Raw genomic sequence first — 23,755 nt, 5'->3', positions numbered from 1 at the left:
TTTGGTATTTTTTATACTCATAAATGAGATTTAGGCTAAAAATTGCTAAAAAACATAATAATAAAATTAAAAATTCTCCATAAGAATCTTTTATAGAGAATTTTAAATTCATTTTTTCTTAGAAAAGCGTGATAAGTATAACCATATAATAAAAATTAAAGTGATTATAAAGGCAGGTGCTATATAAGGATGATTTGAAAAAATTTCAAAAGCCTCCTTTAAGGTGTTTCCAAAAATAAATCCAGCATAACCAAGTATTATAGCCCAAATTAAACTAGCTAGGGTATTGATGATAAAAAATCTTACAAAGCTAAATTTGCAAAGGCCTGCTGCTATAGGAATGATAGTTTTTACCCCGTAAATAAATTTTTGCACTACTAAAAGTAAATCTCCATATTTTTTGATTTTTATCATAGCAAGAGCGATTTTTCTTCTATGATTTTTAAAATAAGGCATTATGTCTTTTTTATAATATTTTCCTAGAATAAATAATAGGGTTGAACCTATGGTATTAGCCAAAAAGGCTAAAAATATACATAAATGCAAATCAAGTTTAGTTGAACTTGCACAAAGTACCCCGGCAGCAAGTATGGCCACCATTCCTCCACCAAAAGAATAAAAAAATAAAATCAAATAACCATAAGTGCTAAGATTATCAATCATTTCTTGCATGAAAAACCCTATCTTGCAAAATCAACAGCTCTAAGCTCTCTGATGACATTAACTTTTATTTCACCAGGGTATTGAACTTTTTCTTGAATTTCTTCAGCTATTTCTTTAGCTAAAAGCACAGATTCATCATCATTGACTAATTTTGCATTAACAATAACTCTAATTTCTCTACCAGCATTAATAGCATAAGCTTTTTTAACCCCTTCTTTACTTTTTGCTATATCTTCAAGTTCGCTAACTCGTTTCAAGAAGGCCTCAAGCACCTCACGCCTTGCTCCAGGGCGTGCAGCGCTTAGTGTATCTGCTGTACAAACTGCAGCTGATTCTATACTTGTAGCCTCTTCATGTCCATGGTGAGCATAAATCGCATTAATCACTATAGGATGTTCTTTGTATCTTTTGCAAAGTTCAGCTCCTAAATCTACATGAGAACCTTCAAATTCATGCGTTAAAGCCTTGCCTATATCGTGTAAAATTCCAGCTCTTCTTGCTAGTTTTTCATCGCCACCACACTCAGCTGCTATGATTCCAGCTAAATGCGCTACTTCCAAAGAGTGTGCTAGAGCATTTTGTCCATAACTTGCTCTATATCTTAATTTTCCTATTAATTTAACAATTTCAGGATGGATATTATTAAGTCCTAAATCCATTACTATAGTTTGACCTTCTTCTAAGATATTATCTTCAAATTCTTTGCAAACTTTTTCATGGATTTCTTCTATTTTTGCAGGTTGTATTCTACCGTCTTCAACTAAAAGTTCAATCACCTTTGTAGCAATGGCGCGTCTATAAAGATTAAAACAACTTACTATAATTGCTCCAGGCGTATCATCTATGATAATATCAACACCCAAAACCATTTCTAAGGTTTTAACATTTCTCCCTTCTTTACCTATAATGCGTCCTTTTAACTCATCATTTTTGATATTTACTACATTGATCAACCTTTCAGCAGCGAATTCTCCTGCAAATCTTGAAGTAGCTTGTGCTAAGATAAAATTAGCCTTTCTTTTGGCTTCATTTCTAGCCTCTTCTTCGTATTTTCTAACAATATGAGCAATTTCAGCTCTTGAGGTTTCTTCTACTTTTTGTAAGACTATGCTTTTTGCCTCTTCTTGTGTGAGACCAGCTGAATGTTCAAGAATTTTTAAAACATCATTTAACTTTATTTCGTAGCTTTGTTTTAAATTTTCATTTTCTTCATGTAAAGCTTTTATAGTTTGCTGCTCTTTTGCTAATTTGTTTTTGTTTTCTTCATGAAGTTTTTCTTGATAATGAAGATTTTGTTCTTTTTTGTTGAGTTCTTCTAGCTTAATAGAATGCTCTTTTTGTAGTTTTTGAATTTTTTCATCAAATTTTTTCTTTGCTGCAAATTCAGCCTCAGCAACTGAATTTTTAGCATCTTTAAGTGTTAGCTCAGCTTCATATTCAATGGCTTTTGCTTTTGCTTTTGCTTGCTCTAAAAAGATATTGAAATTTGCATCATTAATCTTTTTGGCGACTATATATCCAATCCCTCCGCCTATGAAAACGGCTATTAATGCAACTAATATTTCTATCATTGTTTTTAACTTTCCTAAAATATTTTTTATATGGGTTTATATAAAAATTTCCTTTTATATCATGGTCTTGACTAAAAATTTGATGAGATTTTGCATCCATCATTTGTGTGAAAATAACTAAAGGTTTTTTATAAGAAATATTTTCAAAAAACCTATCGTAAAATCCTTGGCCATGACCAACTCTTCCTAATTTTGCATCTACTCCTATAACAGGGATGATTGCAACATCTATACGAGTTTGCAAAAAAGAATCTTTTGGTTCATATACCCCAAAACTCTTTTTATCAAGAGTTAACCTTAATTTTACTACCTTTAAACTTTTATCTTGCATAAATGGAACAAAAATTCGGTATTTTTTTGTTAAAAAATGTCTGAATTTATAAAGATTAATTTCATATTTTAAAGGAATATATATAAGGATATTTTTATAATTTTTACAAGATTTTAAAATTTTATTTACTTCTTGAAAAACTAAAAAATCTCTTTTGTATTGAAATTTTAGTTTTAATTTCATTTTAAATTTCTGTTTTATTCTAAAGTCATTTTTTATCAAAGCTTTCCTTGGTTTTTTAACTTTTTATGTTATACTTTTAAGCTTAAAAAATCATAAGGATATGACTTGAAATTTAAAATTTTTTTAGCAATTTTTGCTATGATTTTTTTTACTTCATGCTCAAGTGATAAAGAAAATTCTAGTAATGAAAATACTGATAATGCAAGTTTAAGTCAAAGTGAAAATACTGATTTTACTTTGAAATTTTTAGATGGTAGAAAAATGTATGTGAAATACCATGAACAAGAATTTAATTTTGATGATACAGCAAAAGCTAAGTTGTTTGTATTTTTTACAAGTTGGTGTGAGCCATGCAAAGCTGAAATTCCACATTTAAATAATTTAAATAAAAAATATCAAGATAGATTTGAAGTCATAGCGCTTTTTTTAGAAGAAGATAAAAAACAAGAATTATTGGAGTTTATACAAAAAGAAAAGATGAATTTTTCTTCGGTTTTAGGAGAGAATAGTTTTATTTTTTCTAAAGTTTTAAATATCAGCTCTATTCCAACAATGGTTTTATTTAATGCAAAGGGCGAAAAAGTTAAAGAGTATTTAGGTTTAATTCCTGAAGAAATGTTAGATATAGATATACAAAAAGCGATAATGTAATGTTTGGATTTTTAAAAAATGGTTTGAAAAAAACCTTAGAAAGTATTCATTTAGTTAAGGCTTCAAATAAAATTATTACTAAAGATTTGCTTGAAGAAATGCTTTTAGAAGCTGATGTGGCGTATGAGATAGTTGAAGAGATTATTTATTATCTTCCTCCAAGTGATGAGGTTAAAAAGGCTGATTTAGAGCGTGTTATGGGGACTTATTTTATTTATGATAAGCCTGAACTTGCTAATGCTAAGCCTTTTGTGGATTTGATTTTAGGTGTAAATGGGGTAGGTAAGACTACAAGCATTGCTAAAATGGCACATTTGCATAAAGAAAATGGTGAAAAAGTTATACTTGGGGCTTGTGATACTTTTAGAGCAGGAGCCATAGAGCAGTTAAAATTATGGGCACAAAAATTAAATATAGATATCATAGCTACTTCACAAGGACATGATCCTTCGGCAGTTGCTTATGATGCTATTTCTAAAGCTTTGGCAAAAAACTATGATAGGGTTATTTTAGATACAGCAGGACGCTTGCAAAATCAAAAAAATCTTGCTAATGAGCTTGAAAAAATTGTCCGCATAAGTGATAAAGCTATGCAAGGAGCTCCTCATAGAAAAATCCTTGTACTTGATGGCACTCAAGGTGTGGCAGGAATTTTGCAGGCAAAAGCTTTTAATGATTTAGTAAAACTTGATGGAGTGATTATTACAAAACTTGATGGAACTGCCAAAGGTGGAGCTTTATTTAGCATAGCAAGAGAGCTTGAACTTCCTATTTTATATGTAGGAGTAGGGGAAAAAATGCAAGATTTATGTGAATTTAGTATTAAAGACTATTTAGAAGCTATATTGGAACCGATGTATAAATGAGCTTTTTTTTAAAAAATTTATCCGCACTAAATAATCCTTACTTGATGGAAAAATTAAAGCAAAAACACAGTAGCACTTGGGTGATGGATAATAGGGGGGGGGTAGATCAGCTAAATTGGATAAATCAAAATGGAGAATATTTATATAAAAACCCAAAAAAATATTTAGAAGAAACCATTGCTTTATATCAAAATAAATATCTACTATATCCTGTTTTATATTTTTATGGTTTTGGTAGTGGTGTTTTGTATAAATGCCTACTGAATAATCCAAATTTAAAGCATATAGTTGTTTTTGAAGATGATTTAGAATTGTTATATAGTGTGTTTAGTGTTTTAGATTTTTCGAACGAATTAAAAGAGCGAAAAATAATCATTTTAAATAGTGAAATTTCAAATCAAGATTTAGAGTATTTACTTTATATAAAACCTTTTTACAATTTTTTAAGAATATATGATATGCACATACATAATGAGTACTATGAAAAATTTGAAAATAACATTCTCAAATTAAACAAAAAAATTTCAGAAATTTTAAAAATTATTATTTTGCATCAAGGTAATGATATTAAAGATTCTTTGCAAGGTTTAGTGCAATATATTTATAATTTACCAAATATGATAAAAAATCCTCCCTTGAAAAATTTATGGCTTATGCGAAACAAAAAAGTTAAATCAGCTATTATAGTTTCTACTGGCCCATCTTTAAGTAAGCAACTTCCTTTACTAAAACAATATCAAGATAAATTTAGTATATTTTGTGTTGATAGTGCTTATTCTATATTAGCAAAAAATAATATTAAGCCCGATTTTGTTTTAATGAGTGAAAGAACTAAAGTAACATCTGAATTATTAAAACAAAATTATGAAAATATAGATGAGAATATTGTATTTATATTGTTATCTTTAGTACATCCTTTAACAATAAAATATTTAGAAAATACTGATAGAAAATTTTTATTAATCCCATATCCTACTATATTTTTTAATAAATTAAATTTGTTTGATTTTGGAAAATCTCCATCTGGAGGAACTGTTGCTTATAATGCCTTGCAATTAGCGTGTGATTTTAATCATGAAAATATCATTTTTATAGGTCAAGATTTAGCATATGGAGAAGATGGAAGTTCGCATCCTAAAGATTACATTTATGGTGCAGGTTATGAAAGTAATATGACAAAAGAATTATCTACAGCTTATGGAGGGTATGGCGAAGTTTTTACTCATAGTACTTGGAATACATTCAGATTTACTATACAAAATTATATAGCTAATAAAAAAGGTTTTAAATTTTATAATGCCACAGAAGGTGGAGCTAGGATAGAAGGCACTATAGAAAAACCATTTAAAGAGTGTTGTGAAGAATTTTTAGATGAAAATTTAACAAAGCCTTTTGAAAAACCATCGCCAATAGATAAGAATGCTCAAGATGATTTGTTATTGCAAAGTTATAAAGTAATTAATGATAATTTAGAGTTTTGCGATAGATTTGTTAAAGAATTTGAACTTTATTTTGAAAATTTGATTCAAATAGAAAATAAAATTCAATCTTTGGAGGTATTTGAAGATAAGAAGAGTTTGATTATCCAAAGTATAAAAAATTTAGATTTTTATAAAACTAAGCTTGATGAGTATTGTAAAACTTTTTTATATGAATTTATTAGACCTTTTTTGCAGCAATTTGAATTTAATTTAGCAAGAATTTATGTGATTAATCCAAGGACTAATGAAGAATGGTTTGATAAGAATATAGCTTGGGTAAAAGATCATATATTTTTATTTGAAATTTTAATAGCAAATATAAAAATGGCAAAAGATGAGATAAATAAACATTTAGATCCGTTAAAAGATGAGATTCGAAAAAGACAACTAGATAATATTTAAAAATAAAATATATAATCTTTTTAAAAATTTAGGTAATATTTATGGCTAAAAAACACATTTTATTTGAATGTCAAGCTTGTGGAAATCAACAAAGTAAATGGCTGGGCAAATGTCCTGAATGTGGTTCTTGGGATAGTTTTGTTGAGCTAAAGCAAGAACAAATTAAGGTTTTAAAAGAGTTAAATTCACTCTCAAACACCCCAAGTTCTGCAGTATGTATAAATGATGTTATAGCAGAAAATTTCACACGCATTAGCACTGATGATAATGAGCTTGATTTAGTTTTAGGTGGTGGGCTTGTTGTGGGTTCTTTGGTGTTAATTGGGGGTTCACCTGGGGTTGGAAAATCCACACTTTTATTAAAAATTGCTTCGAATTTGGCTAAAAGTGGTAAAAAAGTGCTTTATGTAAGTGGCGAGGAGAGTAAATCTCAAATCAAACTGCGTGCGGATCGTTTAAATGCAAATTGTGAGAATTTATTTTTACTTACTGAACTTTGCTTAGAAGATATTTTAAGCGAGCTTTCTAAAAAAGATTATGAAATTTTAATTATTGATTCTATTCAAACTTTATATTCTAATAAAATTACTTCAGCAGCAGGTAGTATCACTCAAGTTAGAGAAATTACTTTTGAATTAATGCGCTATTCTAAGGCCAATAATATTAGCACTTTTATCATAGGACATATCACTAAAGATGGGGCTATAGCTGGACCTAGAATTTTAGAGCATATGGTAGATGTAGTGCTTTATTTTGAAGGCGATGCCAATAAAGAAATAAGAATTTTAAGAGGCTTTAAAAATCGTTTTGGAAATATTTCCGAAGTTGGTATTTTTGAAATGACTTCCAAGGGCTTGATTAGTGCTAAAGATATAGCTAATAGATTTTTTACGCGTGGTAAGGCAGTAAGTGGTAGCGCTTTGAGTGTAGTGATGGAAGGAAGCAGAGCTTTAGTGCTAGAAATTCAAGCCTTAGTTTGTGAGAGTGCTTATCCAAAGCGTAGTGCAACAGGCTATGAAAAAAATCGTTTAGATATGCTTATAGCTTTACTAGAGAGAAAGCTTGAAATTCCCTTGGGGCATTATGATGTTTTTATTAATGTAAGTGGTGGGGTAAAAATCAGTGAAACTGCAGCGGATTTAGCGGTGGTTGCAGCAATTATTTCAAGTTTTAAAAACCGCCCTTTGAGTAAAGATAGTGTTTTTGTGGGTGAGCTTAGTTTAAATGGTGAAATCAAAGAAGTATTTTCACTTGATGTGCGTTTGAAAGAAGCTAAAATGCAAAAATTTAAAAATGCCATAGTACCTGTAAAACCTATGGAGGAACTTGGCTTAAAATGTTTTGTAGCTAAAGAATTGCGTGAGGTTTTAGAATGGATGTAAAATTTGATGTAATCATTATAGGTTCGGGACTTGGAGGCTTAAGTGCAGGCGCTTTTTTAGCTAAAAATGGAAAAAGGGTTTTAGTTTTAGAACAGCATTCTTTAATTGGTGGTTGTGCTACTTGTTTTAAAAGAAAAGGCGCTTTAATTGATGCGGGACTTCATGAGATGGACCTAGGTGAAGCAAAAACTGATATGAAGCATTTGGTTTTTGAAAAACTTGGTATAAAGGATAAAATTGAAATTTTACCTTTACCAAGTGCATGGAGTATTAAAAGTAAAAATTATAATCTAACTTTACCTCATGGTATAGAAAAAGTAAAAGAAGTTTTGAAAAAAGAATTTCCGCAAGAGTGCAAAGGTATAGATAAATATTTTAAAGCTATAAAAACGCAAGCTTATGCTATTCGAAGATTTCCTTGGGATTTAAAATTAAGTGAGTTATTGTTGTTTCCTTTTGACACTGCTTGGATATTTATTAAAAATAGATTGTTTAATAAAAAAGTTTATGATGTTTTAAATGCTTATATTAAAAATGATAAGCTAAAAAAGATTTTAAATGCAAATATGAGTTATTATCATCATGATAGTAAAGAATTTATTTTCAGTTTTCATGGCATTGCTCAAAAGCATTATTATGATGGTGGGGTGTATATTAAAGGTGGCTCACAAGCTTTAAGTGATGCTTTGGCTGAGGTTATCAAAGAAAATCAAGGGCAGGTTTTAGCTAAGGCTGAAGTTGTTAAAATACTCACAAAAGAACAAAAAGCTTATGGAGTAGAATACATTCAAAATAATCAAAAACATACCATCCATGCGCAAAATATCATCGCAAATTGCGATCCTTTAATCGTATATAAAGACTTGCTTAAAGAGTTAAATTTAACCCAAGAAATCAAAGCAATAGAATCTAAAAAGCGTGCTTGTTCTTTAGTGAGCGCTTATTTTATTTATGATAAAGATATTTCTAAAATTTATGAAAATATGGATTATTGTAATTTTATATTTGAAGATGATTTTTTAAATAGTTCATATGAAAACACTAATATTTTAAAACTAGATATTAAACAAAGGCCTATGGCTTTTGTGAATTATTCTAAGGTTGATAGTGGCTTGGCTAGCGATAAATACATAGGTGTTGTAGCTTTTAGCTCAAATTATCAAGAGTGGGATTTAAATAAGCAAGATTATAAAGTTAAAAAAGAAGAAGTATTAAAAGCCATAGTGCAAAGACTAGATGAGATTTTTCCAAATTTAAGTTCACACTTAATCCATCAAGAATTAGCCACGCCAAAAACTATACAAAGATATACTAAAGCTTACGAGGGTACAATTTATGGATTTTCTCAAGATCAAGAAGGGGTTAAATATAGATTGCATTATAAAAGTAAAAGTATAGAAAATTTATATTTTGCTAATGCTTTTATATTTCCTGGAGGTGGTTTTACAGGTGCAATTTTGGGTGGATATTTTTGTGCTAATAAAATGAATTTTCATTAAAATATAAGCAATTTTTTTTTATAATATTAGCTTTGAAATATTTATTCTGCTAAGGATTTTTAATGAAAGATTTATTTTTATTTAGTTCTTTTATAGATTCTAGCCACACTTTTGCATACTTTTTTCATTTGGGTATAGTGGTTGTGATTTCTTTGATTTTAGCAAAACTTGCTACAAGATCTATGCAAATTGTCCCAAGAGGTAGTCAGAATTTGGCTGAAGCTTATATGGAAGGCATTTTAAGCATGGGTAGGGATACTATGGGTAGCGATGAAGCTGCTAGAAAATATTTACCTTTAGTTGCAACTATAGGTTTTATGGTATTTTTTAGTAATATCATAGGAATCATCCCTGGTTTTGAAGCTCCAACAGCAAGTTTAAATTTTAGTGCTTCTTTGGCTATTATAGTATTTGTGTATTATCATTTTGAAGGTATTAGAACTCAAGGATTTTTTAAGTATTTTGCACATTTCATGGGACCTGTGAAAATTCTAGCACCTTTGATGTTTCCTATAGAAGTGGTTTCTCATTTTTCAAGAGTTATTTCTTTATCTTTCCGTTTATTTGGTAATATCAAGGGAGATGATTTATTCTTAGCAGTTATTTTAGCTCTTGTGCCTTGGGTTGCGCCATTGCCTGCTTATATGCTTTTAACTTTTATGGCATTTTTACAATCTTTTATTTTTATGATTTTAACTTATGTTTATTTAGCAGGTGCAACTGTAGTTGATGAGCATCATTAATTTTTAAAAAGCAAAAAATATTTTTTGCTTTTTTCTTTTTTAATCTTCTTCTTTTATTCTTTTTTAAACTCTTTTTGAAATAAAAAACGCTAGAATAAACAAAAAATTCTAAGGAAAATTTTAATGTTTGAAGTTGTTATAGGACTTGAAGTTCATGCACAATTAAATACAAAAACAAAAATCTTTTGCTCATGTGCGACTTCTTTTGGAGAAAAATCAAATACTAATGTATGCCCAACATGTTTAGCTTTACCAGGTGCTTTACCTGTATTAAATCAAGAAGCGGTAAAAAAAGCCATAGCATTTGGAAAAGCAGTTAATGCAACTATAAATAAAAAAAGTATTTTTAATAGAAAAAATTATTTTTATCCTGATTTACCAAAAGCTTATCAAATTTCGCAATTTGATATTCCTATAGTGGAAAATGGTGAGTTATTTATCAATGTAAATGGAGAAAATAAACGCATAGGTATCACTAGGGCTCATTTAGAAGAAGATGCAGGAAAAAATATACATGAGAGTAATTTTTCAAAAGTAGATTTAAATAGGGCAGGCACGCCTTTGCTTGAAATTGTCAGTGAACCTGAACTTAGAAGTTCCGATGAAGCAGTGGCTTATTTGAAAAAATTACATTCTATTATAAGATTTTTAGATATTTCAGATGCAAATATGCAAGAAGGTAGTTTTAGATGTGATGCTAATGTTAGTATTCGTCCAAAGGGTGATGATAAGCTTTATACTAGAGTGGAGATTAAAAATTTAAATTCATTCCGTTTTATTCAAAAGGCGATTGAGTATGAAGTAAAACGCCAAAGTGAAGCTTGGGAAGATGGAAAATACGATCAAGAAGTTGTGCAAGAAACAAGATTATTTGATACGGTTAATTTAGTTACTAGAAGTATGAGAGGTAAGGAAGATTCTGCTGAATATAGATATTTCCCTGATCCTGATCTTTTACCTGTAATTTTAGATGATGAAATGCTAAATCAAGATATACCTGAACTTCCTGATGAGAAAAAAGCTAGATTTGTGAGTGAATTGGGCATTAAAGAAAGTGATAGTGAAGTGATTGTTTCTTCATTAGAGCTTTGTAGATATTTTGAGTATCTAATTAATCAAAAATTAAATCCAAAACTTTGTGTTACTTGGCTTACAACAGAGTTAATGGGGCTTCTAAAAGGCGAATTGACTATAGAAAACTCACCTATAAAACAAGAAAAATTAGCTGTTTTGATCAAACGTATAGAAGAAGGTGTTATTAGCGCTAAAGCAGGTAAGGATATTTTAGCTTATGTATTTGAAAATACAGAAGTTGAAATTGATGATGCTATTGAAAAACTTGGTTTAAAACAAGTAAGTGATGATGGTGCTATTGAAAAGATTATTGATGAAATTTTAGCAAACAATGAAGATAAAGTAGCTGAATATAAAAGTGGTAAAGATAAACTTTTTGGTTTCTTTGTCGGTCAGGCAATGAAAGCAGGTAAGGGTGCATTTAATCCTGCTAAGGTAAATGAAATTTTAAAAGCAAAACTTGGTTAAATATGAAAATAGCAGTTGTTGGTGCAGGAAAATGGGGAAGTGCTTTATATGATGCATTGAGCGTTAAAAATGAATGCGTAATAACTTCTTTTCATGAAAAAGATCTTTCTTATTTTGTTAGTACCAAAGAAGCTTTAGAATATGAATATTTAGTTTTTGCTTTATATGCTCAAGGAATGCATGAATGGCTTGCAAATAATTTTAAAGATTTAAATCAAAAAATTCTTGTAGCTTCTAAGGGTATTGATTGTAAAAGTTTAAAATTTATGGATGAGGTTTTTAGTGAGTTCATAAGTAGTGATAGACTTTGTTTTTTAAGTGGTCCTTCTTTTGCAAGTGAAGTTTTAGAAAAAAAACCTTGTGCTTTGGTTGTTAGTGGTAAAAATCAAGAGCTTTGTAATCAATTTGCAAGTTTTTTTCCAAATTATATTAAAACCTATACAAGTTCTGATGTTAAAGGCGCTGAAATTTGTGGTGCATATAAGAATGTTTTAGCAATTGCAAGTGGAGTTTGCGATGGTTTAAATTTAGGCAATAATGCAAGAGCTTCTTTAGTTTCAAGAGGTTTAGTGGAAATGCACCGCTTTGGACAATTTTTTAATGCTAAAGAAGAAACATTTTTAGGGCTTAGTGGGGCTGGAGATTTATTTTTAACAGCTTCAAGTAACTTATCAAGAAATTATAGAGTAGGTTTGAGTTTGGCTAGTGACAAAAATATAAAAGATATTTTAATGGAACTTGGCGAGGTAGCTGAAGGAGTGCAAACTGCTTATGCTATACATTCTTTATCGAAACAATTTCAAATTTATACCCCGATTGTTAACGAAGTAGTCTTAATGCTAGAGGGTAAGAATGCTTGGGAATCTTTAAAAGATTTGATGTCATCAAAGGAGGAAATATCATGATCATCAAAAATGCAAAAATTTATGGCGAGCAAAAGCTTGATCTTAAAATAGAAGATGGGAAAATTACTCAAATTGCTAATGATTTAAATGATGATGAGTATATTGTTGATATAGAAGGCAAAACTTTACTTCCCTCGTTTATTGATTTAAATGTTAGTTTGCTTGATAATGAATTTAGTATAGATAAATTATATGATCTTGAAAAAGCATGCTTAAAAGGTGGGGTAGGGACTATTGTTTTAAAAGATAGTTTAGAAGCTAACACTCAAGGCTATGCGCTTTATTTTGATAAATTAAAATCTTTAGATATTAATGTTTTACCTACTATTAATGTATTAGATAAAACAGAAAAATTAAAAAATATTGCTACCTTAATTGATATGGGCGCAAAAGGCTTAGAGCTTTCAAGTACTTTAGGAGCAAATTATTTAAGACAATGTATGCAATATGCCAATATGAAATCAACCCCTGTATTTTTAAAGTGTTTTGATGGGAGTTTTGACGATCATGGAGTAATGAATGATGGACAAATAAGCTTTGAATTAGGACTTATAGGAATTAGTGATATAGCTGAAACTAGTGAAGTGGCAAAAATGAAAGAATTAGTGGAATTTTATAAAAACAAAGCTTGTTTTAGCTCTTTAGCAATTGCAAGATCGTTTGAATTATTGCATGATCAATATAGTGAAATTTCAATCCATCATTTAATCAAAGATGAAAGTACTTGTGAAAATTTTAACACTCAAGCAAAAATTTTACCTCCATTAAGAACAAAAGATGAGGCAACAAATCTTAAAAAGTTGCTTCAAGATAAGAAAATTACTTTCTTAAGTTCTTTGCATACTCCTAACACTAAAAAAGATTTGGCTTTTGATGAAGCAGATTTTGGAGTTAATGCCATAGCTATATATATGAGTTTATGTTTTACATATTTAGTAAAAGAAGGTATCTTAACTTGGAAAGAATTATGTGATTTTACAAGCTATAATCAAGCGCAATTTTTAGGATTAAATAAAGGTAAAATAGAACTTGGTTTTGATGCTGATTTAGTTATATTTGATGAAAAACTTTCTTTTAATGGAGAAGGTTTATATGCAAATGATATCTTGCAAGGTAAGGTAGAAAAAAGTTTTATAGCAGGAAAAGTTTTTAGCCTTTAAGCTAAAAACTTTTATTTATCTTGCATAGCTTGAGCTACTTGAGCTGAACTATTTCTAATTTTTTCCATACATTCTCTAGCTTCTTTGGCTAAATCCACGCTTTGATTTACGCCACTTAAGCCATCTTTAATACTTTGTACAACTTCAGCTGTTACATTTCTGATAGAATTAATGGTAGTAGTGATTTCATTTACTGAATGTCCAGTTCTTTCAGCTAGATTTCTAACTTCATCAGCAACAACAGCAAAACCTCTACCATGCTCACCTGCACGCGCTGCCTCAATAGCCGCATTTAGAGCTAAAAGATTGGTTTGATCGGCTATATCGCTAATGGTTTGAATAATATTTTTAATTTCTTCTGATTGCTCATTTAATGATGATACGAGATTGCTACTATTGTTCATCATATCAGCAATGCCTTGAATATTTTGAACCGTATTTTCTATAACACTATCGCCCTCTTGAGTGAGATTATCATTTTGTTCAGCTAATTCACTAATGAGCTTTAATTTTTCCTCATCTCTTACAACTTGTTCGGTAATATCTGTTGCAAATTTAATAACTTTGTAAATTTCTCCATCATCATTTTTGATAGGATTATAACTTGCTTCTAAATGGATTAGTTTGTTGTTTTTACCAAAGCGTATGAATTTTCCTGATTGAAATTTACCACTTCTTAGCTCTTCCCAAAAAATTGTATATTCTTTGGAATTTCTAAATTTTTCCTCGCAGAACATACTATGGTGTTTTCCTTTGATTTCACTTAGTGAATAACCCATGGTTTGAGTGAAGTTTTCATTAGCATTTAAAATCTCTCCATAAGGATTAAATTCAATAATAGCCATAGAACGATTAGCAGCATCTATGGTGTTTTTTAGATCAAGCATTTCATAGTTTCTTTGAGTAATGTCATTTGCAAATTTAATAACCTTATACACTTCATTATTTTGATCTAAAATAGGAAGATAATTGGCTTCAAGATAAATATCTTTCCCGCCTTTTGCAATACGTCTAAAAAGTCCATTTCTTGATATACCACTTTTTAAATCTCTCCAAAAATCAACATAGCGTTGCGACTTTACAACCTCTGGTAAACAAAACATACTATGGTGTTTACCTTTGATTTCATTTAAAGAGTAATTCATAGTTTTTAGAAAATTTTCATTAGCATTAATAATAGTTCCATCTGTTTGAAATTCTATCATGGCCATAGTTTTGCTAATAGCATTAAGTATATCTTGAAAAGCTTGATTAGATTGCTCTAATTGAGTAATTTGTTCATTAATTTTTTTCTTGTTGATAAACATAAAACCCCTTTATAAAATAATTCGGAATTATATAGTGCTTTTTAAAATAAATAATTTGTTTATATTAGCTTTTTGTTAAATTATAAAATTTTTCTTGGAGAGAATTTCTTATTTCATCGTTAATTTTCTCATTGTCATTTAGATATTGTTTGTTAAGTTCTTCAAGCTCTTTTAAAAATCCAAAAAGTGTTTCTTCCCACAAAGCATTATTTCTTTTACTTAAATTCATTGTTTGGATATGATTAAGTTTTCTACTCATATTGCTTAAATTCTCTAAAAATTCATCTTTATAATTTTCATCTTGGAGTGTAAAGGTATTTTGCAAAAGATTATTTTTTATATTTCTTATCTCTTCGTTAATTAGATCACAAAATTCAGGATAAATATCATTTTTAATAGGTTCAAGTAAGGCTTGTTCATCTAGTTTTAGAGTATATTTTTTTATGGCAAAAAAAAGAATTAAAAAAGCTATTGCACTGACTAAAATATAGAAAGTCATTTTGTTTTGATAATCCTTAAAAAATAAAAATGGTGCGGTTAGCGAGATTTGAACTCGCACACGCTGAGCGCACCACCCCCTCAAGATGGCGTGTCTACCAATTCCACCATAACCGCATAAGCCCCACAAGAGGGCTTTGAAAATTTTAAGCTGCTACTAATGCTTGGAATGGATTAGCATAAAGAGCGATAAGAGCAATAACAAGTGCATAAATAACTTGAGCTTCAATCATCGCTAAAGCAATAAACATAGTAGTCATTAATTTACCACCAAGACCAGGGTTTCTAGCAGTACCTGCTATAGTTGCTGCTGCAGTATTACCCATACCGATAGCTCCACCTAAAGCTGCAACACCAAGTCCTAAACCTGCTGCTAAGATAGAAAAAGAAGCTAACCATTGATTCATAGAACCTTCAGCTGCAAATGCAAAACCGCTTAAAGCTAGCATTAAAAATACGATTTTTTTCATAGTTTTTCCTTGTAAAAATTTAAATCCTTTCGGCTTGCGTATCCCTACTCGTGATTTATAAAAGCGAAATTATATACAAATATAACTTTAAAATTATTGAAATTTAAATTAATATTATATATTTTAAAATAAATTAAAGTTTTTTTTAGCTACATTAAAAATTTTTATAGTTTTATAAATTTAAGGTTATCTTTATGAATGAAAAATTTTCTAAAATAGGCTTTGTATTAGCGGTAGCAGGTTCAGCTGTTGGACTTGGAAATGCTTGGAAATTTCCAACTTTGGTAGGACAAAATGGAGGTTCAGCTTTTGTACTTTTATATTTGCTTTTGACTTTGGGGGTAGGGTTTGTAATATTTTTGGCTGAACTTAGCATAGGAAAACTTAGTGAAAAAGATCCTGTAAATGCCTATTATACTTTAGCTCCAAAACATAAAAGAGCTTGGTCTATAGTTGGTTTTTCTTTAATAGGTGCTATTTTGATTGTTTCTTTTTATAGCGTGATAATAGGATGGATTGTTAAGTATGCTTATTTTGGGTTTTTTCCTTTACCAAAAAGTATAGAAGAAAGTGGCGCTATTTTTGGAAATTTACTTTCTAATGATGTTTTATCTCAATTTATATGTTTTACTTTTGTGTTTATGGTAATTTTTTATGTAGTATCAAAAGGTGTTAAAAGTGGTATAGAAAAACTCAATGTTTGGATGATGCCAAGCTTATTTATACTGCTTATTTTAATGCTTGGATATTCTTTTAGTATGGATGGTTTTTCTAAAGCAAGTGAGTTTTTATTTTCTCCGGACTTTTCTAAGCTTAGTGTAGGAGCATTTTTAAGTGCATTAGGGCTTGCTTGTTTTTCTTTATCTATTGGAGTTGGTTCGATTATAACTTATTCTGCAAGTTTATCTGATAAAACAAATTTTATTACAAGCACTATTAACATTATCATTATTAATATTATTATTGGTATTATGATGGGACTTATTGTATTTACTTTCATATTTGAATTTAATGGAGATCCAGCTCAACAAGGCCCAGGCTTGATTTTTGTATCTTTGATGAGTTTGTTTTCAAATATTGACCCAATTGGCTTTTTACCTTTAGGAAATATTTTAGCTGTGGCTTTTTTTATAGCTTTGTTTTTTGCAGGGATTACTTCAGCAGTTTCCATGGTAGAACCTTTAACCTTTTATTTAATCAATTCTTATAATTTTACAAGAAAAAAAGCTTTGATTTTTATAGCTTTCATTGTGTATTTTTTGGGAAGTTTGTGTATTTTATCAGGAATTGAGTGGAGTAAAGATTCTTTAGAATTTTTTGGAAAAAGTTTTTTTGATATATTAGATTTTATTGCTTCAAATTTAATGATGCCTTTAGGTGGATTATTTGGTGCAATCTTTGTAGGTTTTGTGCTTAAAAAAGAAGCTTTACAAACTTTATTTTATCCTTATATGAGGGGTAAATACTTTGAGTGTTGGTATTTTTTTGTAAGATATATCTCGCCTTTAGCTGTGATTTTAATCATGGCAAAACAATTATTTTTTTAAGGTTAAAAGATGAATGAAAAATTTTCTAAAATAGGCTTTGTATTAGCGGTAGCAGGTTCAGCTGTTGGACTTGGAAATGCTTGGAAATTTCCAACTTTAGTGGGTAACAATGGCGGTTCAGCTTTTGTGGTGGTATATTTACTTTTAACCTTGGGTGTGGCTTTTGTGATATTTTTGGCTGAACTTAGCATAGGAAAACTTAGTGAAAAAGATCCTGTAAATGCTTATTATACTTTAGCGCCAAAAAATAAAAAGGCATGGTCATTTGCGGGATTTTTTATGCTTGGTGCTATTATTTTAGTGTCTTTTTATAGTGTTGTTATAGGTTGGATAGCAAAATATGCTTATTTTGGGTTTTTTGAATTACCTAAAGATACAAAAGAAGCAGGCGCTATTTTTGGAAATTTACTTTCTAATGATGTTTTATCTCAATTTATATGTTTTACTTTTGTGTTTATGGTAATTTTTTATGTAGTATCAAAAGGTGTTAAAAGTGGTATAGAAAAACTCAATGTTTGGATGATGCCAAGCTTATTTATACTGCTTATTTTAATGCTTGGATATTCTTTTAGTATGGATGGTTTTTCTAAAGCAAGTGAGTTTTTATTTGTACCTGATTTTTCAAAATTAAGTGTTAATTCTATATTAGACGCACTAGGGCTTGCATTTTTTAGTATGTCTTTGGGTGTATGTGTGATTTTAACTTATGCAGCAAGCTTGCCTGATAAAACAAATTTTATAAGCAGTGCTTTAAATATTATCATTATTAATACTATCATTGGTTTGATGATGGGACTTATTGTATTTACTTTTATATTTGAATTCGGAGCCGATCCTACTCAACAAGGTCCAGGACTTATATTTATATCATTAACAACGCTTTTTGCAAAGTTAGGATTTTTGGGAAATGTTTTAGCCATAGCCTTTTTTATAGCTTTATTTTTTGCAGGGATTACTTCGGCTATTTCTATGATAGAACCTTTTACTTTTTATCTTATAAATCGTTATCAAATTTCAAGAAAAAAAGCTTTGGTTTTTGTGGGTATGATTGTTTATTTTCTTGGAAGTTTATCTATACTTTCTTTTTATCATGTAAGTGCATCAAGTTTAAATTTCTTTGGGAAAAGTTTTTTTGATATTTTAGACTTTTTCATACAAAATTTATTAATGCCAATTTCTGCTTTAATTACAGCATTTTTTGTGGGTTTTGTGCTTAAAAAAGAAGCTTTACAAACTTTATTTTACCCATTTATGCGTGGGATATATTTTGAAATTTGGTATATCTTTTTAAGATACATTTCTCCATTAGCGGTTATTTTAATCATGGCCAGACAGCTTTTTTTCTAAGGTGTTAAAATGAATGATAAATTTTCTAAAATAGGTTTTGTGTTAGCAGTAGCAGGTGGAGCTATAGGGCTTGGAAATGCTTGGAAATTTCCAACCTTAGTAGGCCAAAATGGTGGTTTTGCTTTTGTACTTTTGTATTTACTTTTGACTATTAGTATAGGATTTTGTGTATTTTTGGCTGAAATTGCTATGGGAAGATTAAGTCAGAGTGATCCTGTAAATGCTTATAAAAGCTTAGCAACTAAATATGCTCAAAAATGGAAATTTGCTGGATTTTTTATGCTCGGTGGAATTTTTGTATTATCTTTTTATCTTGTTATTATGGGTTGGGTTTTAAAATACATGATAACTTCGATTTATTATCTACCTAGCAATACTCAAGAAGCAGGAGCTTTATTTGGAAATTTAATACAAAATAGTATTTTAGAAAGTAGTTTGTATTTTTTAATTGCTTTTTTTCTTACCTTGTTTGTTGTTTCAAGAGGGGTTAAAAGCGGTATAGAAAAACTTAATGTTTGGATTATGCCAAGTTTGTTTATTATGCTTGTTTTAATGCTAGTATATTGTTTTTTTCAAGATGGTTTTAAGGAAGCTTTTGTTTATTTGTTTTATCCTGATTTTACCAAGCTTAGTTTAAACTCTGTTTTAACAGCTTTAGGTCTTGCTTTTTTTACTTTATGTTTAGGTATAGGTTGTATTACCACTTATGCAGCCTCCTTAAAAGACGATACAAATTTAATTACAAGTTCGGCCATAATTGTGCTTTTAAATATCAGTATAGGTTTGATGATGGGACTTATTGTATTTACTTTTATATTTAAATTTAATGCTAATCCTGCAGAAGGAGCTGGGCTTGTATTTATATCTTTAACAACTTTATTTTCTAATTTAGGTGCTATCTTTGGACATTTTTTAGCTTTTTATTTTTTCTTAGCTTTATTTTTTGCAGGGATTACTTCAGCAGTTTCTATGATAGAACCTTTTACTTTTTATCTTGTAAATGAATATAAAATTTCAAGAAAAAAAGCTTTGGTTTTTATAGGCTTTGTAGTCTTTCTTTTGGGAATGAGTTGTATTTTATCTTTTAGTGCTAATTATGGGGCTAGCTTTAGTTTTTTTGGTTTAAGTTTTTTTGATATTTTAGATAAATTAACTTCTAATTTTATGCTCCCACTTGGAGCTATTGCAAGTGCTATTTTCGTAGGATTTTTTGTGGAAAAAATAAAAATTTACAATTTATTTTCTAAGTTTATGAGTAGAAGTATTTTTGAAGTATGGTATTTTTTACTTAGATTTGTTGCACCTATTGCGATTATTATCATTATGTTAAATCAAATTTTATAAATTTATTTTTTAAGAAAGTAGAGTTATAATTGCAAAGATGTAAAAATAAGGAAAAATTATGGCTAAAAAGTTAATTGATGTGATGGATACCACATTTAGGGATGGTTTTCAATCTGTTTATGGTGCTAGAGTTTTAATGAATGATTTTTTTCCTGCCCTAGAAGCAGCTAAAGAAGCAGATATTAAGCATTTTGAATTTGGTGGTGGAGCTAGATTCCAAAGTTTATTTTTTTATTTAAACGAAAATGCTTTTGAAATGATGGACAAATTTAGAGCCATCGTTGGAAAAGATGCAAATTTACAAACTCTTGCAAGAGGGGTTAATACCGTAGCACTTGATACAGGTAGTAAAGAAATTATCAATTTGCATGCAAAAATGTTTGCAAAACACGGCACAACTACAATAAGAAATTTTGATGCATTAAATGATGTAAATAATTTAAAATTTAGTGGAGAATGTATAGTTAAACATGGTTTAAAACATGAAATTACCATTACTTTAATGGATTTACCTCCAAAATGTAAAGGTGCGCATGATGTGCCATTTTATGAAAGAATTTTAAAAGAAATTCTACAAGCTCAAATTCCTTTTGATAGTATTTGTTTTAAAGATGCAAGCGGAACTTCAAATCCAAATAAAATTTATGAAGTTATTAAAATGGCTAGAAAAAACCTGCCTGAAAATATGCATATAAGATTACATACGCATGAAACCGCAGGGGTAAGCATAGCATGCTATTTAGCGGCTTTAGAAGCAGGTGTTGATGGTATAGATTTAGCTGCAGCTCCTGTTAGTGGCGGTACTTCTCAACCTGATATTTTAACAATGCTTCATGCTCTAAAAGGAAGCAATTTTGATCTTGGTTTAGATGAAGAAAAAATTTTAAAATACGAAGAAGTGTTAAAAGATTGTTTAAAAGATTATTTTCTACCACCTGAAGCAACGGCGGTGAATCCTTTAATACCTTTTTCACCTATGCCGGGTGGAGCACTAACTGCTAATACACAAATGATGAGAGATAATAATATTTTAGATAAATTTCCTCAAGTTATAAAAGCTATGCAAGAAGTAGTAGAAAAAGGTGGTTATGGTACTTCTGTTACTCCTGTATCGCAGTTTTATTTCCAGCAAGCTTTTAATAATGTAACGTTTGGTCCTTGGAAAAAAATTGCAGATGGATATGGAAAAATGGTTTTAGGATATTTTGGAAAAACTCCCGTTGCTCCAGATCCGGAAGTAATTAAGCTTGCAAGTGAGCAATTAAAACTAGAACCAACTACAAAATTAGCCACAGATATTGCTGATGCTGATGAGAGCAAAAGTATAGCTTATATTAAAAACTTATTAGAAAAAGAAAATTTAGAAACAAGTGAAGAAAATATTTTTATCGTTGCAGCTTGTAAAGAAAAAGGCATAGCTTTCTTAAAAGGCGAAGCTAAGGTTAATGTTAGAAAAAATAGCAAATTAAAATCAAGTCTTATCGATGAAAATCAATTTACCGTTTCAGTTAATGGTAACAAATACCATGTAGAAGTAAGTGCAGGTTTTGATAGAGATGTTAATGTTAAAAGTGCTGTAAAAGTAAGTGCAGATAATGCAAAAGTTGCAAAAACTCAAGTAAATGATAATGCTATTGTTGCAAGTATGAATGCAAATGTATTTAAAATTTTAGTTAAAGAAAATGATAGTGTAAAGGCAGGTCAAGTTGTAGCTGTACTTGAAGCTATGAAAATGGAAATTGAGATTAGTGCAAGTAAAGATGGAGAAATTGCAGAACTTTTAGTAAATGCTGGTGAGAGCGTAAGTGAAGGTCAAGCTTTAATGACTTATAAATAAGGAGGTAAAGATGAAAGGTTTAGAAAATTTAGGCTTAGAAAATATCGGACAAGTTTTTCACAATCTTAGTTATGATGAGCTTTTAAAGCACGAAAAAAACAATAATGAAGGTGTATGTACTAAAAATGGTACCTTTAGTGTAGATACAGGAATTTTTACTGGAAGAAGTCCTAAAGATAAATATTTTGTAAAACAAGATCCTTCGCAAAAATACATTGCTTGGGGTAAGATTAATCAGCCTATTAGTGAGGAATTATTTGAAAAGCTTTTAGCAAAAGCTAAAAAACAACTTAGTAATAGTGATATTTATATCCAAGATGCATATTGTGGAGCTTCGTTAAAAAGTCGTAAAGCTGTGCGTTTTGTAACTCAAATTGCATGGCAAGCACATTTTGTAAAAAATATGTTTATTCGTCCAAAAGAAGAAGAACTTAGTGAGTTTAAACCTGATTTTGTGGTGTATAATGCTTGCAAATGTATTAATGAAGATTATAAAAAAGATGGTTTAAATTCAGAGGTTTTTGTCATTTTTAACATAGAAAAAAATATAGCAGTAATTGGTGGAACTTGGTATGGTGGAGAGATGAAAAAAGGAATTTTTTCTATGATGAATTATTGGCTTCCACTAGAAAATAAACTTTCTATGCATTGTAGTGCTAATGTTGGAGAAAAAGGTGATGTAGCGCTTTTCTTTGGGCTTAGTGGTACAGGTAAAACTACTCTTTCAACTGATCCAAAAAGAAAATTAATAGGCGATGATGAGCATGGTTGGGATGATGAGGGTGTGTTTAATTTTGAAGGAGGTTGTTATGCAAAATGTATTAACCTTGATCCTCAAAGTGAACCAGAAATTTATGGAGCTATAAAGCAAAATGCACTTTTAGAAAATGTAGTTTTAAAAGATGATTTAAGCGTTGATTTCAATGATGGTTCTAAAACTGAAAATACTAGAGTTTCTTATCCGATAGAGCATATTTTAAATCACGAGCCAAGCCTTAGTGCAGGTCATCCTAGTAATATCATTTTCCTTTCAGCGGATGCTTTTGGTGTTTTACCTCCGGTTAGTAAGCTTAGTAAAGAACAAGCAATGTATTATTTTCTAAGTGGTTATACTGCTAAAGTAGCAGGTACTGAAAGAGGCATTACCGAACCTGTTGCGACTTTTTCAGCTTGTTTTGGAGAAGTGTTTTTGCCATTACACCCAACTGTTTATGCAAAACTTTTGGGCGAAAAAATCAGCAAGCATAATGTAAATGTTTATCTGGTAAATACCGGTTGGAGCGGTGGAGCTTATGGTGTAGGCAAAAGAATGAGTATTAAAGCTACTAGAGCTTGTATTAATGCGATTTTAGATGGTAGCATACAAAATTGTGAGTTTGAAAACTATGATTTATTTAATCTTGCAGTTCCAAAAGAATTAGCGGGTGTAGAAAGTAAGTTATTAAACCCTGTTAATACTTGGGAGGATAAAAAAGCTTATGAAGAAACTAAATTAAAGCTTGCAAAAATGTTTATAGAAAATTTCAAACGCTATGAAGATGTAAAAGAAGGAGCAGAATTTAAACTAGCTGGTCCTGCTATCTAAAAAGAGTTAGCTCTTTTTAGAATAAAGATTGAGGATTGATTTGGGTTTCTTTATTTTTTGGAAGCTCAAATCCACCTAACATATGAAAATGTAAATGAAAAACTTCTTGTCCGCTATTTTTTCCACAATTTGTGATTAATCTATATCCACTTTTATCAAGTCCTAAAAGAGTAGCTAGTTCTTGGATAAATTGTGTCATTTCACTCATTAATTCAGGTCTTAATTCTTGAAAGTTTTCAAAATGCTCTTTTGGAATGATTAAAATATGAATAGGTGCTTTAGGATTAATATCATGAAAAGCTAAAAATTTTTCACTTTCTAAAACTTTATTAGCAGGGATTTTTCCTTCTACGATTAGTTCAAATACGGTTTTTTCTCTCATTTAGTAGTCCTTTTTTTATTATTTTTGCTAATTTTAAATAATTTTACATTAGAATGTTT

The 23,755-nt window shown here is 29.8% G+C and carries 21 protein-coding genes and 1 tRNA gene; 14 read left to right on the top strand and 8 right to left on the bottom strand.

Annotation, left to right across the window (positions count from 1 at the left end):
- Positions 1–108 precede the first annotated feature (108 nt).
- From L8W56_RS06400 to L8W56_RS06390, 3 genes are read right to left on the bottom strand one after another with little or no spacing between them, the layout of a single operon-like run.
- A complete protein-coding gene (locus L8W56_RS06400; RefSeq protein ID WP_133319703.1) occupies positions 109–672 on the bottom strand; it encodes a DedA family protein in 564 nt (187 codons plus the stop codon).
- An 8-nt stretch (positions 673–680) separates the two neighbouring features.
- Complete coding sequence (gene rny / locus L8W56_RS06395; RefSeq protein ID WP_263659764.1) at positions 681–2,234, bottom strand: ribonuclease Y; 1,554 nt, start codon at positions 2,232–2,234, stop codon at positions 681–683.
- Complete coding sequence (locus L8W56_RS06390; RefSeq protein WP_263659763.1) at positions 2,158–2,787, bottom strand: 5-formyltetrahydrofolate cyclo-ligase; 630 nt, start codon at positions 2,785–2,787, stop codon at positions 2,158–2,160. Before L8W56_RS06390 ends, rny begins: the two co-directional genes overlap by 77 nt.
- A 66-nt stretch (positions 2,788–2,853) precedes the next feature.
- Between L8W56_RS06390 and L8W56_RS06385 the strand changes: the two genes are divergently transcribed.
- The 9 genes from L8W56_RS06385 to L8W56_RS06345 all read left to right on the top strand — a co-directional run bounded on the left by L8W56_RS06385 (position 2,854) and on the right by L8W56_RS06345 (position 13,379).
- Positions 2,854–3,399, top strand: coding sequence for a TlpA family protein disulfide reductase (locus L8W56_RS06385; RefSeq protein ID WP_133319700.1), 546 nt, complete (start codon positions 2,854–2,856; stop codon positions 3,397–3,399).
- A complete protein-coding gene (gene ftsY / locus L8W56_RS06380; RefSeq protein ID WP_263659762.1) occupies positions 3,399–4,265 on the top strand; it encodes a signal recognition particle-docking protein FtsY in 867 nt (288 codons plus the stop codon). Before L8W56_RS06385 ends, ftsY begins: the two co-directional genes overlap by 1 nt.
- Before the next feature lie 44 nt (positions 4,266–4,309).
- Positions 4,310–6,148 carry a motility associated factor glycosyltransferase family protein gene (locus tag L8W56_RS06375; protein WP_263659761.1) on the top strand — a complete coding sequence of 613 codons (1,839 nt, stop codon included), beginning with the start codon at positions 4,310–4,312 and terminating at the stop codon, positions 6,146–6,148.
- 41 nt (positions 6,149–6,189) lie between these two features.
- Positions 6,190–7,530, top strand: coding sequence for a DNA repair protein RadA (gene radA, locus L8W56_RS06370; protein ID WP_258108000.1), 1,341 nt, complete (start codon positions 6,190–6,192; stop codon positions 7,528–7,530).
- Positions 7,521–9,029 carry a phytoene desaturase family protein gene (locus L8W56_RS06365; protein ID WP_263659760.1) on the top strand — a complete coding sequence of 503 codons (1,509 nt, stop codon included), beginning with the start codon at positions 7,521–7,523 and terminating at the stop codon, positions 9,027–9,029. The genes radA and L8W56_RS06365 overlap by 10 nt, the downstream gene beginning before the upstream one ends.
- Positions 9,030–9,091: 62 nt before the next feature.
- Positions 9,092–9,772: a F0F1 ATP synthase subunit A gene (locus L8W56_RS06360; RefSeq protein ID WP_133319696.1), complete on the top strand. Its 681-nt coding sequence runs from the start codon at positions 9,092–9,094 to the stop codon at positions 9,770–9,772.
- A gap of 123 nt (positions 9,773–9,895) precedes the next feature.
- Complete coding sequence (gatB, locus tag L8W56_RS06355) at positions 9,896–11,314, top strand: Asp-tRNA(Asn)/Glu-tRNA(Gln) amidotransferase subunit GatB (protein ID WP_133319695.1); 1,419 nt, start codon at positions 9,896–9,898, stop codon at positions 11,312–11,314.
- A 2-nt stretch (positions 11,315–11,316) separates the two neighbouring features.
- Entirely contained in the window at positions 11,317–12,219 is a 903-nt protein-coding gene (locus L8W56_RS06350; protein WP_133319694.1) for an NAD(P)H-dependent glycerol-3-phosphate dehydrogenase, read from the top strand.
- Positions 12,216–13,379 carry a metal-dependent hydrolase gene (locus L8W56_RS06345; RefSeq protein WP_263659759.1) on the top strand — a complete coding sequence of 388 codons (1,164 nt, stop codon included), beginning with the start codon at positions 12,216–12,218 and terminating at the stop codon, positions 13,377–13,379. Before L8W56_RS06350 ends, L8W56_RS06345 begins: the two co-directional genes overlap by 4 nt.
- 11 nt (positions 13,380–13,390) lie before the next feature.
- Here L8W56_RS06345 and L8W56_RS06340 read toward each other — a convergent pair whose 3' ends face one another.
- From L8W56_RS06340 to L8W56_RS06325, 4 genes are all read right to left on the bottom strand, one after another.
- Positions 13,391–14,686 (bottom strand): methyl-accepting chemotaxis protein, encoded by a 1,296-nt coding sequence (locus L8W56_RS06340; RefSeq protein WP_263659758.1) that lies wholly within the window; start codon positions 14,684–14,686, stop codon positions 13,391–13,393.
- A 64-nt stretch (positions 14,687–14,750) separates the two neighbouring features.
- Positions 14,751–15,185, bottom strand: a complete 435-nt coding sequence (locus L8W56_RS06335; protein WP_263659757.1) for a hypothetical protein — start codon at positions 15,183–15,185, stop codon at positions 14,751–14,753.
- A 30-nt stretch (positions 15,186–15,215) separates the two neighbouring features.
- Positions 15,216–15,301 (bottom strand) — tRNA-Leu (locus L8W56_RS06330).
- A 29-nt stretch (positions 15,302–15,330) separates the two neighbouring features.
- Positions 15,331–15,654 carry a F0F1 ATP synthase subunit C gene (locus L8W56_RS06325; RefSeq protein ID WP_012661906.1) on the bottom strand — a complete coding sequence of 108 codons (324 nt, stop codon included), beginning with the start codon at positions 15,652–15,654 and terminating at the stop codon, positions 15,331–15,333.
- Between the two features lie 194 nt (positions 15,655–15,848).
- On the opposite strand from L8W56_RS06325, the gene L8W56_RS06320 reads away from it, so the two are divergent.
- From L8W56_RS06320 to pckA, 5 genes are read left to right on the top strand one after another with little or no spacing between them, the layout of a single operon-like run.
- Complete coding sequence (locus L8W56_RS06320) at positions 15,849–17,201, top strand: sodium-dependent transporter (RefSeq protein ID WP_263659756.1); 1,353 nt, start codon at positions 15,849–15,851, stop codon at positions 17,199–17,201.
- Between the two features lie 9 nt (positions 17,202–17,210).
- Positions 17,211–18,548: a sodium-dependent transporter gene (locus L8W56_RS06315; RefSeq protein WP_263659755.1), complete on the top strand. Its 1,338-nt coding sequence runs from the start codon at positions 17,211–17,213 to the stop codon at positions 18,546–18,548.
- Between the two features lie 9 nt (positions 18,549–18,557).
- Positions 18,558–19,892 (top strand): sodium-dependent transporter, encoded by a 1,335-nt coding sequence (locus L8W56_RS06310; RefSeq protein WP_133319885.1) that lies wholly within the window; start codon positions 18,558–18,560, stop codon positions 19,890–19,892.
- A gap of 58 nt (positions 19,893–19,950) precedes the next feature.
- Positions 19,951–21,729 carry a biotin/lipoyl-containing protein gene (locus tag L8W56_RS06305; protein ID WP_263659754.1) on the top strand — a complete coding sequence of 593 codons (1,779 nt, stop codon included), beginning with the start codon at positions 19,951–19,953 and terminating at the stop codon, positions 21,727–21,729.
- A 10-nt stretch (positions 21,730–21,739) separates the two neighbouring features.
- Complete coding sequence (gene pckA / locus L8W56_RS06300) at positions 21,740–23,314, top strand: phosphoenolpyruvate carboxykinase (ATP) (RefSeq protein WP_263659753.1); 1,575 nt, start codon at positions 21,740–21,742, stop codon at positions 23,312–23,314.
- A 16-nt stretch (positions 23,315–23,330) separates the two neighbouring features.
- Here pckA and L8W56_RS06295 read toward each other — a convergent pair whose 3' ends face one another.
- Positions 23,331–23,696 (bottom strand): histidine triad nucleotide-binding protein, encoded by a 366-nt coding sequence (locus L8W56_RS06295; protein WP_220566684.1) that lies wholly within the window; start codon positions 23,694–23,696, stop codon positions 23,331–23,333.
- Between the last annotated feature and the right edge of the window lie 59 nt (positions 23,697–23,755).

Origin of the sequence: Campylobacter sp. IFREMER_LSEM_CL1085, from assembly GCF_025772235.1 — a bacterium.
In the GTDB taxonomy this organism is placed as follows: Bacteria; Campylobacterota; Campylobacteria; order Campylobacterales; family Campylobacteraceae; genus Campylobacter_D; species Campylobacter_D lari_D.
The sequence above is the reverse complement of the archived record's forward strand: the minus strand, read 5'-3'. Positions and strand labels throughout refer to the sequence as shown.